Here is a 15,412-nt window from a genome sequence, read left to right as displayed (position 1 = left end):
CGCGATGAGGCCGGCACAAGCACCTCAAAACCCGCAGAGCTCACGCAACAGCCGGGTATCCAGATGCTTCTCCACCAGATCCGCCAACCGCTCGATATCGCGCTCGCGCAACCCGTGGTAATCCACTTCCTGCACCTCCTGCAACCCCGCCCAACGCAACAACGCACTGCACGCCGCCGGCGATTCGAACAGCCCATGCAGATAGGTGCCAAAGATCTGCCCGTCGAGACTTTGCGCGCCATCGCAGCGACCATCGTCCAGCTGCACGGCCGCGCTCTCCAGCGCCGGCCCGGTGGTCACGCCGGCATGGATTTCATAACCCGTGACCGGCGCATCTTCCAGCGCCAGACGCCCGCGCACATTGCGCAATTGCTTCTCTTGTTCAAGCTGCGTCTCGAAGGCCAGCCAACCCAAACCGGCGCTCGACCCGGGCGCCCCTTCGAGGCCCAGCGGGTCATGCACCTGCTCACCGAGCATTTGCAGACCGCCACAGATACCCAGCACTTTGCCGCCATAGCGCAGATGACGACTGATAGCGGTGTCCCAGCCATTGGCCCGCAGATACGCGAGGTCGCTGCGCACGCTTTTTGAACCCGGAAGAATGATCAAGTCGGCGGGCGGGATCGCCTGCCCGGGGCCGATGAATTGCAGGTCCACTTGCGGGTGCAGACGCAGCGGATCGAAATCGGTGTGGTTGCTGATTCGCGGCAGCACGGGCACCAGCACTTTGAGCACCTGGTCCGCCTTGTCGGTCTGACGCTGATCGATACCGTCCTCGGCTTCCAGGTGCAGGTCCATCACATAGGGCAACACGCCGATCACCGGTTTGCCAGTGCGCGCCTCCAGCCAATCCAGCCCCGGCTGCAGTAACGCAATGTCGCCGCGAAAACGGTTGATGATGAAACCTTTGACCCGTGCCTGTTCACTCGGCGACAGCAATTCCAGTGTGCCCACCAGATGCGCGAATACTCCGCCGCGATTGATGTCGGCAATCAACACCACCGGGCAGTCCACCGCCTCGGCGAAGCCCATGTTGGCGATGTCGCCGGCACGCAGATTGATCTCCGCCGGCGAGCCTGCGCCTTCGACCATGACCACCGGATAAGCCCCGCTCAGCCGTTCATGGGAAGCCAGCACCGCTTGCATGGCGATGGCTTTGTAGTCGTGGTAGGCCACCGCATTCATGGTCGTGACGGCGCGGCCATGGATGATCACCTGGGCGCCGGTATCGCTGTTGGGCTTGAGCAGCACCGGATTCATGTCGGTATGCGGTTCAAGGTTGGCCGCCTGGGCCTGCACCGCTTGCGCGCGACCGATCTCGCCGCCATCGGCGGTCACGGCACTGTTGAGGGCCATGTTCTGTGGCTTGAACGGCACGACGCTGATGCCCTGGCGGGTGACCCAGCGACAGAGTGCCGTCACCAGCGTGCTCTTGCCGGCGTCCGACGTGGTGCCCTGCACCATCAACGTAGTCATTGGGCTTCCCTGATGTAGGCTTCGAACGCTTGCGCGAGACGTGTCCAGTCGGCTTCATCGGCGGGCAAGCCGAATCGCAGGCTGCTGTTGTGGGTGAATAACCGCAGCAGAATGCCGCGCCGGGCCATGAATTCATGCAGGGCTTCGGCGCGCTCGTTGATCAGCCATTGAAACAGCGCGCAACCGCCCTGGGGAGCGAGACCGTATTGTGCCAGCAACCGCGCCAGACGCTCGCTGGCCACTTCGGTGCGCTGCCGTTGGCGGGCGTGGCCTTCGGTGTCCAGCAGGCAGGCCTGCCCCACGATCCGGGTCGGCCCGCTGACCGCCCACGGCCCTACCTGCTCGGCCAGCAACTTGAGCAGCCTGCGCTCGGCCAGCACAAACCCCAGGCGCACACCGGCCAGACCGAAAAACTTGCCGAAGGAGCGCAGCACGATCAATCCGACCTGATGGGCAACAGGCGCCAGGCTCAGGTGCGGCGTGTTGTCCATGAACGCCTCGTCCACTACCAGCCAGCCACCGCGCTGGGCCAGTTTCGCATGCCAGTCCAGCAGACGATCCGGGGTCAGGCTCAGGCCGGTGGGATTGTTCGGATTGACCACCACCAGCACGTCCAGGCTGTCGAGAAAGAAGTCGACTTCCTGCTCCAGCACTTCACGCACGATATAGCCGCTGCGGCGCCACGCTTCGGCGTGCTCGGCGTAACAGGGCGAGAGCACGCCGACCTTGCCGACGCGACGCAAACGCGGCAACAGCTGGATCGCCATTTGCGAACCGGCCACCGGCAGCACGTGTGCGGCGCCGTAGTAGTCGCAGGCGGCCTGCTCCAGACCGTCGTCGGTTTCCGGCAAGCGTGCCCAGGCGTGCAACGGGATATCCGGGACCGCGAACGGCCAGGGTGCGAGGCCGCTGGACAGGTCCAGCCAGTCGGCTTCGGCAATGCCGTATTCGAGCGCCGCCTTGCGTAATCGACCTCCGTGCTCAAGCATAAAATTCAGCCCCCACGCAAAGGATCAGCAACCACAACCATACCCCGCGCTTGACCAATTGCCAGCCACGGTCGATGGAGTCGGCATCCGCCGGCAAGCCTTCACCCAGCTGCGGGCGATGATGCAGGTCACCGTGATAGATCGCCGCCCCGCCCAACTCGACGCCGAGGGCGCCGGCACCGGCGGCCATTACCGGCCCGGCATTCGGGCTGTCCCAGGTCGGCCCCTGAATGCGCCAGCATCTCAACGCCAGGCGGGTCTTGCCCAGCAGCGCGTAGGTCAACGCCACCAGGCGTGCGGGAATGTAATTGAGCACATCGTCGATCCTGGCCGCGGCCCAGCCGAATCGTTCGAAACGCTCGTTGCGGTAACCCCACATCGCATCGAGGGTGTTGCTCAGTCGATACAGCACCACGCCGGGCACTCCCGCCACGGCGAACCAGAACAGCGCGGCAAAGACCGCGTCGCTGCCGTTCTCCAGCACCGATTCGGTGGCGGCGCGGGCGACTTCGGTCTTATCCAGTTCGCTGGTCTGGCGGCTGACCAGATAACCCACGCGCTTGCGTGCTTCGTCAATATCATCGCTGCGCAGGGCCTTGGCCACTGGCTCGACGTGTTCGCCGAGGCTGCGCATGCCGAGGGCGCAATAGAGCGCGAGGATGTCGACGATCCAGCCGACATAAGGCGCCCAGGATAAAGCCGTGGCCAGCAAGGTCAGCGGCACGACCGCGATCAACCACGCGCTGACACCGTGACTGCGCCAGCCGCGACCTTCGCTGTTGAAACGTTGCTCGATGCGGTCGGCAAAACGGCCGAACGCAACCAGCGGATGCCAGCGTTTGGGCTCACCCAGCAGCGCATCCAGCGCCACCGCGGCAACACTCAATAACGCCACACTCATTGACTCACTCCCCAATAATTTTCGTACAGCAATTCGCCAAGCTGACGCGGCTGGGCCCAGCCTTCGAGTGCCAGCATCGGTGCCGGGTAGAATTCCTTCACCGGCCCCAGGCACAGCACGGCCAACGGCTTGGCGCCGGTGGGCATTTCCAGCAAGTCGGCCAGGGCTTGCGGCTCGAACAAAGAGACCCAGCCCATGCCCAGCCCTTCGGCACGGGATACCAGCCACAGGTTCTGGATTGCGCAGGACAACGAGGCCATGTCCATTTCCGGCAAGGTGCGGCGGCCGAAGATATGCCGGTCGCGCTCGTCCATCAGCGCGGCGACCAGCACTTCGGCGCAGTCGTTGATGCCTTCGACCTTGAGCTTCATGAATTCGTCGCTGCGCTCGCCGAGGGCTTCGGCGGTGCGGATGCGTTCTTCTTCCACCAGCTGTTGGATTTTGCCGCGCAGGGCACGGTCGCTGATGCGGATGAAGCGCCAGGGCTGCATCAGGCCCACGCTCGGGGCCTGGTGGGCGGATTCGAGCAGGCGTCGCAGTAGATCGGGCGCGACGGTGCCACCGGTGAAGTGGCGCATGTCGCGGCGTTCGGCGATTGCACGGTAGACGGCAGCGCGTTCGGCTTCGGAGAAGGCGTTGTCTGTCATGGCCTCTTCGCGAGCAGGCTCGCTCCCACATTTGCAAGTGTGTTGCCTGACGAAACGCGGTCAACTGTGGGAGCGAGCCTGCTCGCGAAGGCGCCCTCAAGGCCAGGCGCGAACAGTGCGGCTATGGCAGTGGGATTGGACGGAAAATAAAAATGCACATAAGAGGCCGTCATCCGCCCCTGACGATAAACCGCCTCCGCCCCGCGGCCGCCATTCGGGCTCAGCCCACGGGCAATCGGCTCAAGCCCGGTGCTGGTCAGCGAATGATGATAGGTATGCCCACGCAGTAACCCTTCCGGCAGCTCAACCGCCTGCAAGGCCAACGCAGCCAGACGCTTCTGCATCACCGCATCCCCGGTCAGCAAACCGACCAACCCGGCACGAGTGCCGTCGACATCGGTCAACGAATCAAGCAGATACAACATGCCACCACACTCGGCCAGCAACGGTTTGCCCGCCCCATGGTGCGCGCGAATCGCGTCGAGCATCGATGTGTTCCGCGACAGCGCCACATGGTGCAACTCCGGATAACCGCCCGGCAGGTAGAGACTGTCCGCCTCCGGTAATCGGGCATCACGGATCGGCGAGAAAAACAGCAATTCGGCGCCCATGGCGCGTAGCAGATCCAGGCTCGCGCCGTAGGTGAAGGCAAAGGCTTCGTCACGGGCCACCGCGATCCGCACGCCGGCCAGCAATGGCTCGACAGCGATCACATCGGGGGCGGCGAATTCCACAGCCGGGGGCAACGCCACCTCGCAACTGCTGGCCAGGGCATCGGCCGCGGCGTCGAGGCGCAGATCTAGATCGTTCAACTCGCTGGCCTGCACCAGCCCCAGGTGACGGCTGGGCAGTTCGATCCCGGTCTCCCGGGACAAGGCGCCATACCAGCGCAAGCCTTCAGTCAGGCTGCCTTCGAGCAATTGCGCATGGCGCAGCGTGCCCACGCGGTTGGCCAACACCCCGGCAAACGGCAAGTCCGGCTGATAGCGCGCCAGACCCAGGGCCAGCGCGCCAAAGGTCTGGGCCATGGCGGTGCCGTCGATCACTCCCAGCACCGGCACCCCGAAGTGCCGCGCCAGGTCGGCGCTGGACGGCGTACCGTCGAACAGCCCCATGACCCCTTCGATCAGGATCAGGTCGGCCTCGGCGGCGGCTTCCCACAACAGTCGACGACTTTCCTGCTCGCCGACCATCCACATGTCCAGCTGATACACCGGCGCACCGCTGGCGCGCTCGAGAATCATCGGGTCGAGGAAGTCCGGACCGCATTTGAAGACCCGCACCTTGCGCCCCTGATTGCGGTGCAACCGGGCCAGTGCGGCGGTGACGGTGGTCTTGCCCTGACCGGAGGCCGGCGCGGCAATCAAGACCGCCGGGCAATGACGTGGCTGACTCACAATTCGACGCCTTTTTGCGCCTTGATCCCGGCCTGGAACGCGTGCTTGATCACACCCATTTCGGTCACGGTATCGGCCAGCTCGATCATTTCCGGTTTGGCACCGCGACCGGTGACCACCACATGCTGCATTGGCGGACGCGCCTGCAAGTCGCTGAGCACCTGATCGAGGTCGAGATAACCGTGCTTGAGGGCGATGTTCAACTCATCGAGCACCACCAGGCCGATGGACGGATCGCTCAGCAGTTCCCGGGACACGGCCCAGGCGGCTTCGGCGGCCGCGATATCACGCTGACGGTCCTGGGTTTCCCAGGTGAAGCCCTCGCCCATCACATGAAACCGCACCTGCTCCGGAAAACGGCGGAAAAACAGTTCTTCGCCGGTGCTGTTGCGGCCCTTGATGAACTGCACCACGCCACACTGCATGCCATGGCCAAGGGATCGGGCGAGCATGCCAAAGGCCGAACTGCTCTTGCCTTTGCCGTTGCCGGTCAGCACCAGCAGCAGGCCGCACTCGTTCGGGGAATTGGCGATGCGTTCATCGATCACGGCTTTTTTGCGCAGCATGCGCGCCAGGTGACGTTCATCACGATCGGGGGTATCAGTCATGGGGGAGCTCTCCGTTGGGGCTGGATAACGGCGGGCAGGCACAAGAATAGACGGCAAAAAGCCTGGCATCGCCCACCGTGATGCCGCTGGATGGATCAGGCCGGTCTCCGGGCTCATGAGCGGCGCTGGCCTGACTGCGCGCCTTCCCATGTCGGCTGTCGACACAGTGGCTCAAGGCGCAGTCTTCACTCATTTACCGTTGCGGGGGCAGCGTCGGGATCATGACGCTTCATCCTTCGAAGACTGTCATTCACCGACTTCCCTGTTTCACTCTGTCGGCCATCGCCACAGAGCACCTGAAACAAGCCGCGAAGGTTAGAGGGTTGGGGGTGGAGCGTCAATTGAGAAAGCGCCCCAGGGCTGACCGGTTGAACCATCGCGCCTCCAGGCTTCTCTATGATTGTATCAATGCGTCCATAGGGAAGATCAGCATGCGCAAGCCCCAGCTCGTTCTCGTCATCGCGCTCACCGGAGGGCTCGCCGCCTGTGGCGAAACCTCCAGCCTGCAAGTCATGGACGGCACCGGACCGTCGCCCAAGCTGCCGGAACCGAACAAGACCCTGATCCCGACGGTGAACATCGCCCCGGCGATAGGCTGGCCCGACGGTGCAAAACCTGTCGCCGCGGCGGGAACCCAGGTTGCTGCCTTTGCCGAAGACCTCGATCACCCGCGCTGGCTTTATGTGTTGCCCAACGGCGATGTGCTGGTCGCCGAAACCAACGCGCCACCCAAACCCGATGATGGCAAAGGCGTCAAAGGCTGGGTCATGAAGAAAGTCATGGGCCGTGCCGGTGCCGGCGTACCGAGCCCGAATCGCATCACGCTGCTGCGAGACAAGGACCACGACGGTATCGCCGAAACCCGTACGGTGTTTCTGGAAAACCTCAATTCGCCGTTCGGCATGACCCTGGTCGGCACTGACCTGTACGTGGCCGATACGGACCGCTTGCTGCGTTTCCACTACGAAGATGGCGAGACGGCGATCAAGTCGCCACCGATCAAAGTGGTCGATCTGCCGGGGGGCACGCTCAACCATCATTGGACCAAAAACGTCATCGCCAGCAAGGACGGGAGCAAGCTGTACGTAACGGTGGGCTCCAACAGCAATGTCGCCGAAAACGGCATGGACCAGGAAGAAGGTCGCGCGGCGATCTGGGAAGTGGACCGCGCCACCGGCAACCACCGGATCTTCGCTTCGGGCATTCGCAATCCCAACGGCCTGGCTTGGGAGCCACGGAGTGGAGCGCTGTGGACAGCGGTCAATGAGCGTGACGAAATCGGCAGCGATCTGGTACCGGACTACATCACTTCGGTGAAGGACGGCGGGTTCTATGGCTGGCCTTACAGCTATTACGGGCAACATGTCGATGCGCGCGTAACCCCGCAGAATCCCGACCTGGTGGCCAAGGCCATCGTGCCGGACTACGCAGTCGGCCCGCACACGGCCTCGCTGGGCCTGACCTTTGCAGAAGGCAACACCCTGCCGACGCAATTCAAGGAAGGCGCCTTCATCGGCCAGCACGGCTCGTGGAACCGCGATCCGCACAGTGGCTACAAAGTGATTTTCGTGCCATTCAGTGCGGGCAAACCGGTCGGGCAACCGGTCGATGTGCTCACCGGATTCCTCAGCGACGACGAAAAAGCCATGGGCCGTCCGGTGGGAGTGGTGATCGATCGACAGGGCGGTTTGCTGGTGGCGGATGATGTGGGGAACAAGGTGTGGCGGGTGTCGGCGACTAAATAACTGCAACCCGGCATCACCTGTGGGAGCGAGCCTGCTCGCGAAAGCGGTCGATCCGGCAACAACGATGTTGAATGTGCCGGCCCCTTCGCGAGCAGGCTCGCTCCCACAGGGATCTCGGGCGCTCACAATTTCTGTGGTCAACAGAGATCCATGTGGGAGAGGGCTTGCTCGCGAAGAGGCCATCACCGCCACCCAAAAATCACCTGCCTAGCGCTTGCGGCACAAGGTTAACCCATCCCCCAACGGCAACAACGACAGATCCACCCGCACGTCATCCTTCAAGGCCAGATTGAGCGCCTGGATGGCCCGGGTGTCTGCGCTGTCGGGATTGCTCTCAAGCACCCGCCCACTCCACAGGGTGTTATCGAACACCGCCAGCCCACCGACCCGCAGCAAGCGCAACGCATGCTCCAGATAACTCGGGTAATTGGCCTTGTCGGCATCGATGAATATCAGGTCGAACTGCCCTGCCTGATCCAGCCCGGCCAGGGTTTCCAGCGCCGGCGCCAACCGCAGATCGATCCGCTGCGCAAGACCCGCTTCCTGCCAGTACCGACGCGCGGTCGCGTTGTAGTCGCCGGGCATATCGCAACAGATCAGCGATCCGTCATCCGGCAACGCCGCCGCCATGCACAAGGCGCTGTAACCGGTGAACGTGCCCACTTCCAGCACACGCCTGGCGCCGGTGAGCTTCACCAGCAACGCGAGGAACTGCCCCTGCTCCGGCGCCACCTGCCAACGCGCCATGGGCAGCGCCTGGGTTTCGTCGCGCAAGCGCTTGAGCAGCGGCGTCTCCCTCAGGGAGACGTCGAGCAGGTACTGATACAGGGAATCATCGAGATTGAGCGTGCGAGCGGTCATGGCCAGACTCTGCGATCTATGGGTTATGTGCCAGATGCTCTGGTTGTAACACACGCTTGGCGCTCAGGTAGGCTTTCTGCCAATAAGTCTTGGACAAGCTGTCGAGCTTGACCGTACCACCCGTGGCCGGCGCATGGACGAAGCGCCCTTCGCCGACATAGATCCCGGCGTGGCTGACCTGGGAGCCGCCATTGGTGGCGAAGAACAGCAGGTCGCCGGTTTGCAGGCCTTCTTTGCCGACACTGGCCGCTTGCATGCCGATCATCTCGCGAGTCGTGCGCGGCAGGGCAATACCGGCCACATCGCGGTAGACGTAGCCAATCAGCCCGCTGCAATCAAAGCCCGAATCCGGAGTGTTGCCGCCCCACCGATAGGGCGTGCCGACGAGGCCGAGCGCGCGAAACAGCACGTCTTCGGCGGCGGGAGAAAAGGCTTGGGAAGGACCGAAAACCAGCGGCGCGCGAATCACCGGTGCCGGTGCTGGCGGCGATGTGCGGCTGGCGCAGGCGCTGAGCAGCGCTGCGAAGAACATGATTGCGAGGCGGGCCGACATCGTCATGGGCAAAACATCCTGATCTCGCTGCGCGGCTTTTTCCACCAACAGGGCAGAAAAGAAAACCGCCTGCGCAGAACGCAGGCGGTTTGCCATCAATATTAGAACAGGATTCTAGCTGCTACACGGCAAACTTCAAGTAAGACTTTAAGTTCACCTTACAAAAAGTCCGCTTACTTGCGCGCCGTGACGATGGCCGGAACTGAATCCGGCGCCATGGCGAGTGCGCGCTTGGCTTCAATGAAGGTCTTGCTCCAGTAACTGTCGCCCAGATTGTCGATCCGGACCCCACCGCTACGGCGGCTGCTGGAATGGATGAACTGGTTGTCGCCCAGGTAGATCCCGGCGTGACTGACGCGCCCACGACGACCATTGGTGGCGAAGAACAACAAATCACCGGGCTTCAGATCGCTGCGGGTCACCAGTGGGGCGTCCACGTTGATCATTTCGCGAGTCGAGCGCGGCAGGTTCATGCCAGCCTCTTCGCGAAACAGATAACCGATGAAACCGCTGCAATCGAAGCCGGCTTCGGAGGTGCCGCCGAAACGGTAACGGGTACCGATCAGGGACATGCCGCGTTCGAGAATGCTGTCGGCCAGAACCGGAAGCTGGTAGGACTTGCCATTGGCGAAGCTGGCCAGTTCTTTATCAGTGGCGGCGTCTTGCTCAATCGCTTCCTGCAGAAGAACGGAAGTCGATTGTGCGGTAACTGAATTGATGACCTGCTGATTTTGCTCTTGCTGGGGCGCTGGAGAATGAGCAGCGCAACCGAACAGCAGGGTGACGAGTGCGAGGGGCACGAGGGGTGCGAAGCGCTTTAGCATGGGCACGACCGTGGCTGAAAGTTATAAGAGAAGCCGCGACTATGCCCGCAATCATGCTCGTTTGCAAATTCAATCGAACTTTATGTGACTTCCCGGTTTCTCGATTACATCTAAGCGCTCAAGCCCCTTTTAGTCGTCGCGCAGTCTGTGGCCCCGTAGGCAAGCGGATTTTTTGGCGTCTGGAAACCGCCGAAACCTGCGTCGGACCGGGGTTCACCAGCCCAGGGTTTCTTTGAGAAACGGAATCGTCAACTTGCGCTGAGCTTGGAGCGACGCCTGGTCGAGGCGCTCAAGCAACTCGAACAGCGCACTCATGCTGCGCGTGCCGCGAGTCAGGATGAAATGCCCGACTTCGTCGGTCAGGTGCAAGCCGCGACGAGAAGCGCGCAGTTGCAAGGCGCGCAATTTGTCTTCGTCGGAGAGCGGACGCATCTGGAAGATCAGGGCCAGGGTCAGGCGGGACTTCAGATCCGCCAGCTTGACCGGCAGTTCACGCGGCGAGGTCGAAGCGGCGATCAACAGGCGCCGGCCACTGTCACGCAGACGGTTGAACAGATGGAACAGCGCCTCCTCCCAATCCGCACGCCCGGCGACTGCCTGCAGGTCATCGAGGCAGACCAGTTCGTATTGTTCGAGGTTGTCGAGGATTTCGATGCCACGATCCAGCAGTTCGGCCAACGGCAGATACACCGCCGGCTCCCCCAGCTGCTCGAACCGCAGGCAGGCTGCCTGCAACAGATGCGTACGCCCTACCCCGTCCTTGCCCCAGAGATAAATCAGGCTTTCGGTCCAGCCGGCGTCGGCTTCGCAGAGCCGCTCGACATAGCCGAGTGCAGCGGCATTGGCGCCTGGGTAGTAATTGATAAAGGTAGCGTCATCACGCAGACGCACACCTAGGGGCAGCTGAATCGGTTTCATGCTGACTGAACAGTTCCAGGGGAACCGTTAGTGGCCTCTGTGTAAAGTTTGCGAAGTTTATACCCGTGAAGCTGACCGCACAATGCGACAGACCACAAGCAAAATCAACGGTTTGCGTTAACACACTGGTTTTATGACAGTTTCTTTGGCGCTTTGGGCGACAGCCATGCAAAGGAAGCGGGCCAACCCGGCAATGAACCAGGCCGCCCGCGAGCAACGCTCACCCCGCCTCAGAGCTCAGGCTCGTCGACGCCACTGTACATATCTGAATCCTTGTACAAATCATGCACATGACGCACCAGCACCATGATCACCGCCGCCACCGGCAACGCCAGGAGCACACCGGTAAAGCCGAACAACTCGCCCCCCGCCAGAATCGCGAAGATCACAGCGACCGGATGAAGCCCAATCCGGTCCCCTACCAGCAACGGCGTGAGCACCATGCCTTCCAGGGCCTGACCGACCATGAACACCGCGACGATGCCGACCATGGGGTACAGGTCGCCACCGAACTGGAACAGACCGGCAACCAACGCCGCACCTATCCCGATGACAAAACCCATGTACGGCACGATCGCGGCCAAACCGGCGATCAGACCGATCAACAGCCCCAACTCCAGCCCTATCAGCATCAGGCCCGCCGCGTAGATCACGCCCAGCGCCACCATCACCAGCAACTGCCCGCGCACGAAGGCACCCAGCACTTCATGGCATTCACCGGCCAGCGTCATCACACGGGCTTCTCGATCCCTGGGCAGCAGACTGCGGATCTTGGCCATCATCAGGTCCCAGTCCCGTAACAGATAGAACATTACCACCGGGATCAGCACCAGATTGGCCAACAAAGCGATCAATGCCAGCCCGGAAGCCGTCGCCTGACTCAACACTACGCCGACAATGTCGGTGGTCTGGCCCATGTGTTCGCTGATGGCGGCCTTGAGTCGGTCGAATTTCCAGAAACCGTCCGACAGGCCAAATTTCGATTGCGCCCAAGGCAATGCGCTGTGCTGCAACCAGTCGAGCATCTGCGGCGTCAGCTCGTACAAGCGAAACAATTGCTTGGCGAGCATCGGCACCAGCACCAATAGCAAGGTGGTGAAGATCAGGGTGAACAGCGTAAATACCGCGATGACGCCCCAGGTCCTGGAAAGACCGGCGTTCTCCAGCCGATCCACCAGCGGGTCAAACAGATAGGCCAACAGCAGCGCCACCAGAAACGGCGTCAGGATCGGATGCAACAGCCAGAAAAACGCGCAGAGCAGGATCACCCCACCCAACCAGTACCAACGCCGCGTATCGGCCATGAACCACTCCAGCTTCTATATAAGGAAAGAACGACTTACCAACGGAATCGCAGCTGCGGCGTCGGTTTCGGCGGCGGCGCCACGGCAGGTACCGAGCCATCCACCGCGGGCTGGGCCGGGGTCGCGGGGGCCGGCGCTTCACCGGCCGGCACTTCCTGCAACCTGGCCAGGGACAACTGCGCCTTCAACTGTTCGGCGCTGCCATTGACCCGATACAGGATCCGGTCGCCGTCGACGCTTTGCAGGCGCGCACCAAAAGGTTCGAGCAAACGCCCAAGGGCCGCGTAACGCTCCAGGTTCATGCCCTGCACTTCCAGCAATTGCTCACTCGAAGCACCCGGCTTGACCACGAACCGTGGTGCCAGACGCTGATTGACCGCCAGCATGACCGCATCGGCCACGGCGGCCTGATCCGCGCCTTGCACACTGCCGGCCTCTTTTTGATCGCCCAGCCACAAGCGCCACTTGGCTTGCCACTGCCCCCCTTCTTCACGGGCATGCACGGCGAGCAAGGCATCGGCGTTGTAACGGCCCGAAGCGCCGCGCAACGGCGCCGGGTCCGCGCTTTCCAGATTCGGCGCGGTGGCCACGATCTGCTCATTCAGGTCCGCCAGCGGCAGGCGCAATGGTAAACCACGGTGTTGTGCCGCGCGGCGCAATGGCGCCGCGCTGGCCTGACCATCACCCACCAGGCTCGAACCCTCGGTGGCATCGTTCAACCACCAGCCCAGGATCGACGGTCGGTTCGCGCCCCAGAGCGACAATCCGGCACGGCGCAACGCCTGCTCGGTGGTGGCCGGGTCGAAATCGACCTTCAGCACCTCCGGCGGGCCGGCATCAAAGCCATATTGACTGATGATCTGCTGCGGATCCTTGCGCAGCGCCGCCAACCCCGGGCTTTGCGCCGCCTTGGGATCACCGGTCAGGCGCAACACCAGGGTATCCAGCGCTCGCTGGGTGGCTTGATCGCGCTCCTCGGGCGCCTGACTGCTGACAGGCTCGCGCACCTGGTAAAGGCCTTTGACGGTTTCGGCGTGACTGGCAAGGCTGACCAAGGATAAGCCGCCCATAAACAGCAATTTGAGAAAACGCATGGAAGATTCCTGACAACGAGAGCGGCTGGAACAGACCGCATGAAGACATACGAGCAAGGTTGTGACCCTCGTCCGACGCAAAACATTCACACGACCCGGGTAAGTTTTTCGCACTGCCATAACGATAGACGGTTACTAGCGCTACCTTATACAGCCGGGCGCGATTGCACCAACCCCGGCAATTACAGTTTTTTTCAATCGATATGCCCCCTGCTGTCGGCCTGAGGATGGCCGCTGCCCCTCAAGCCTGATAAAATCGCGCGCCTTCGCAGACCGGCAACAGCCGGGCCCTTGAATTTGCGCTCGGCAACCGCCCTCGCCTGTACAAGTGGTCCCCTGGACCCGGTCGTTACCCCTGAATCCCCCCTAAAGGCCTGGATCATGAGCAAGCAACCCTCCCTGAGCTACAAGGACGCCGGTGTAGACATCGACGCCGGTGAAGCATTGGTCGAACGCATCAAGAGCGTCGCCAAGCGCACTGCGCGCCCGGAAGTCATGGGCGGCCTGGGCGGTTTTGGCGCCCTCTGCGAAATCCCGGCCGGCTACAAGCAGCCTGTGCTGGTTTCCGGTACCGACGGCGTCGGTACCAAGCTGCGCCTGGCACTGAACCTGAACAAGCACGACAGCATCGGCATCGACCTGGTGGCCATGTGCGTCAACGATCTGGTGGTCTGTGGTGCAGAGCCGCTGTTCTTCCTCGACTACTATGCCACCGGCAAGCTCAACGTCGAAACCGCGACCCAGGTCGTGACCGGCATCGGCGCCGGCTGCGAACTGTCCGGCTGCTCCCTCGTCGGCGGCGAAACCGCTGAAATGCCTGGCATGTACGAAGGCGAAGACTACGATCTGGCCGGTTTCTGCGTCGGCGTCGTGGAAAAATCCGAAATCATCGACGGCTCGAAAGTCGCTGCCGGCGATGCCCTGCTCGCCCTGCCGTCTTCCGGCCCGCACTCCAACGGCTACTCGCTGATCCGCAAGATCATCGAAGTGTCCGGTGCCGACATCGAAAACATCCAGCTCGACGGCAAGCCGCTGACCGACCTGCTGATGGCGCCGACCCGCATCTACGTGAAGCCGCTGCTCAAGCTGATCAAGGACACCGGCGCCGTCAAGGCCATGGCCCACATCACCGGTGGTGGCTTGCTCGACAACATCCCGCGCGTGCTGCCAAAAGGCGCCCAAGCGGTGGTCGACGTTGCAAGCTGGACTCGCCCTGCCGTGTTCGACTGGCTGCAAAAGCAAGGCAACGTTGACGAAAACGAGATGCACCGCGTGCTCAACTGCGGCGTGGGCATGGTGATCTGCGTCGCTCAAGAGCACGTCGAAACCGCGCTGAATGTGCTGCGTGAAGCCGGCGAGCAGCCTTGGGTCATCGGCCAGATCTCCACCGCAGCCGAAGGCGCGGCTCAGGTTGAACTGAAGAACCTTAAGGCTCATTAATGTCTGTCACCTGTGATGTGGTGGTGCTGTTGTCCGGCACCGGCAGTAACTTGCAGGCCTTGATCGACAGCACGCGGACCGGCGACAGCCCGGCCCGCATCGCTGCGGTGATCTCCAACCGTGCCGACGCCTACGGCCTGCAACGCGCCAGGGACGCGGGTATCGACACCCGCTGCCTGGATCACAAGGCTTTCGAGGGCCGCGAGGCCTTCGATGCCGCACTGATCGAACTGATCGACGCCTTCAATCCCAAACTCGTGGTACTGGCCGGCTTCATGCGCATTCTCAGCGCCGGCTTCGTGCGTCACTACCAGGGTCGCCTGCTCAACATCCACCCCTCGCTGCTGCCCAAATACAAAGGGTTACACACTCACCAGCGCGCGCTGGAGGCCGGAGATACAGAGCATGGCTGCTCCGTGCACTTCGTCACCGAGGAACTCGATGGCGGACCACTGGTCGTACAGGCAGTAATACCGGTAGAGTTGCAGGATTCGCCGCAGAGTCTGGCGCAGCGGGTCCATCGCCAGGAACACCTGATCTACCCAATGGCTGTACGCTGGTTTGCCGAAGGTCGTTTATCACTCGGCGAGCAAGGTGCTTTACTGGATGGGAAGCTACTCGCCGCCAGCGGCCACTTGATTCGAACCTAGGAGAT

The 15,412-nt window shown here is 62.3% G+C and carries 15 protein-coding genes and 1 riboswitch; of the genes, 3 read left to right on the top strand and 12 right to left on the bottom strand.

Annotated elements, in window-relative coordinates:
• Positions 1-24: 24 nt before the first annotated feature.
• Genes J2W17_RS01970 through cobO form a run of 6 tightly spaced genes read right to left on the bottom strand, consistent with a single transcriptional unit; the run spans position 25 to position 6,018 of the window.
• Positions 25-1,476: a cobyric acid synthase gene (locus J2W17_RS01970; protein WP_307328366.1), complete on the bottom strand. Its 1,452-nt coding sequence runs from the start codon at positions 1,474-1,476 to the stop codon at positions 25-27.
• The gene (cobD, locus tag J2W17_RS01965) at positions 1,473-2,465 is read right to left on the bottom strand and encodes a threonine-phosphate decarboxylase CobD (protein WP_307328363.1); all 993 of its coding nucleotides are present in this window, start codon (positions 2,463-2,465) and stop codon (positions 1,473-1,475) included. The genes J2W17_RS01970 and cobD overlap by 4 nt, the downstream gene beginning before the upstream one ends.
• Entirely contained in the window at positions 2,458-3,366 is a 909-nt protein-coding gene (cbiB, locus tag J2W17_RS01960; protein WP_307328360.1) for an adenosylcobinamide-phosphate synthase CbiB, read from the bottom strand. Before cbiB ends, cobD begins: the two co-directional genes overlap by 8 nt.
• A complete protein-coding gene (bluB, locus tag J2W17_RS01955; RefSeq protein ID WP_307328357.1) occupies positions 3,363-4,013 on the bottom strand; it encodes a 5,6-dimethylbenzimidazole synthase in 651 nt (216 codons plus the stop codon). The genes cbiB and bluB overlap by 4 nt, the downstream gene beginning before the upstream one ends.
• A complete protein-coding gene (locus tag J2W17_RS01950; protein WP_307328354.1) occupies positions 4,010-5,410 on the bottom strand; it encodes a cobyrinate a,c-diamide synthase in 1,401 nt (466 codons plus the stop codon). Before J2W17_RS01950 ends, bluB begins: the two co-directional genes overlap by 4 nt.
• Positions 5,407-6,018, bottom strand: coding sequence for a cob(I)yrinic acid a,c-diamide adenosyltransferase (cobO, locus tag J2W17_RS01945; protein ID WP_064679011.1), 612 nt, complete (start codon positions 6,016-6,018; stop codon positions 5,407-5,409). Before cobO ends, J2W17_RS01950 begins: the two co-directional genes overlap by 4 nt.
• Positions 6,019-6,099: 81 nt before the next feature.
• Positions 6,100-6,333, bottom strand: a riboswitch (cobalamin riboswitch).
• Between the two features lie 116 nt (positions 6,334-6,449).
• Here cobO and J2W17_RS01940 point away from each other — a divergent pair.
• Positions 6,450-7,763: a PQQ-dependent sugar dehydrogenase gene (locus J2W17_RS01940; protein ID WP_307328348.1), complete on the top strand. Its 1,314-nt coding sequence runs from the start codon at positions 6,450-6,452 to the stop codon at positions 7,761-7,763.
• A 207-nt stretch (positions 7,764-7,970) separates the two neighbouring features.
• Here J2W17_RS01940 and J2W17_RS01935 read toward each other — a convergent pair whose 3' ends face one another.
• The 6 genes from J2W17_RS01935 to J2W17_RS01910 form a co-directional block, all read right to left on the bottom strand.
• Positions 7,971-8,624 carry an O-methyltransferase gene (locus tag J2W17_RS01935; RefSeq protein ID WP_307328343.1) on the bottom strand — a complete coding sequence of 218 codons (654 nt, stop codon included), beginning with the start codon at positions 8,622-8,624 and terminating at the stop codon, positions 7,971-7,973.
• A gap of 16 nt (positions 8,625-8,640) precedes the next feature.
• On the bottom strand, positions 8,641-9,183 hold the full coding sequence (locus J2W17_RS01930) for a C40 family peptidase (RefSeq protein ID WP_307328340.1): 543 nt from the start codon (positions 9,181-9,183) through the stop codon (positions 8,641-8,643).
• A 167-nt stretch (positions 9,184-9,350) separates the two neighbouring features.
• On the bottom strand, positions 9,351-10,001 hold the full coding sequence (locus J2W17_RS01925) for a C40 family peptidase (RefSeq protein WP_307328337.1): 651 nt from the start codon (positions 9,999-10,001) through the stop codon (positions 9,351-9,353).
• A 213-nt stretch (positions 10,002-10,214) separates the two neighbouring features.
• On the bottom strand, positions 10,215-10,919 hold the full coding sequence (gene hda, locus J2W17_RS01920; RefSeq protein ID WP_008033543.1) for a DnaA regulatory inactivator Hda: 705 nt from the start codon (positions 10,917-10,919) through the stop codon (positions 10,215-10,217).
• A gap of 230 nt (positions 10,920-11,149) precedes the next feature.
• The gene (locus tag J2W17_RS01915; RefSeq protein ID WP_307328334.1) at positions 11,150-12,223 is read right to left on the bottom strand and encodes an AI-2E family transporter; all 1,074 of its coding nucleotides are present in this window, start codon (positions 12,221-12,223) and stop codon (positions 11,150-11,152) included.
• Positions 12,224-12,258: 35 nt separating this feature from the next.
• A complete protein-coding gene (locus tag J2W17_RS01910; RefSeq protein WP_307328332.1) occupies positions 12,259-13,317 on the bottom strand; it encodes a DUF2066 domain-containing protein in 1,059 nt (352 codons plus the stop codon).
• 381 nt (positions 13,318-13,698) lie between these two features.
• Between J2W17_RS01910 and purM the strand changes: the two genes are divergently transcribed.
• Both purM and purN read left to right on the top strand, forming a co-directional pair.
• Positions 13,699-14,757: a phosphoribosylformylglycinamidine cyclo-ligase gene (purM, locus tag J2W17_RS01905; protein ID WP_307328330.1), complete on the top strand. Its 1,059-nt coding sequence runs from the start codon at positions 13,699-13,701 to the stop codon at positions 14,755-14,757.
• Positions 14,757-15,407, top strand: coding sequence for a phosphoribosylglycinamide formyltransferase (gene purN, locus J2W17_RS01900; protein WP_307328328.1), 651 nt, complete (start codon positions 14,757-14,759; stop codon positions 15,405-15,407). The genes purM and purN overlap by 1 nt, the downstream gene beginning before the upstream one ends.
• Positions 15,408-15,412 lie beyond the last annotated feature (5 nt).

This window comes from Pseudomonas lini, from assembly GCF_030812475.1.
In the GTDB taxonomy this organism is placed as follows: domain Bacteria; phylum Pseudomonadota; class Gammaproteobacteria; order Pseudomonadales; family Pseudomonadaceae; genus Aquipseudomonas; species Aquipseudomonas lini_A.
Note: the sequence above shows the minus strand (reverse complement) of the source record. Positions and strands in the feature narration are given on the sequence as shown.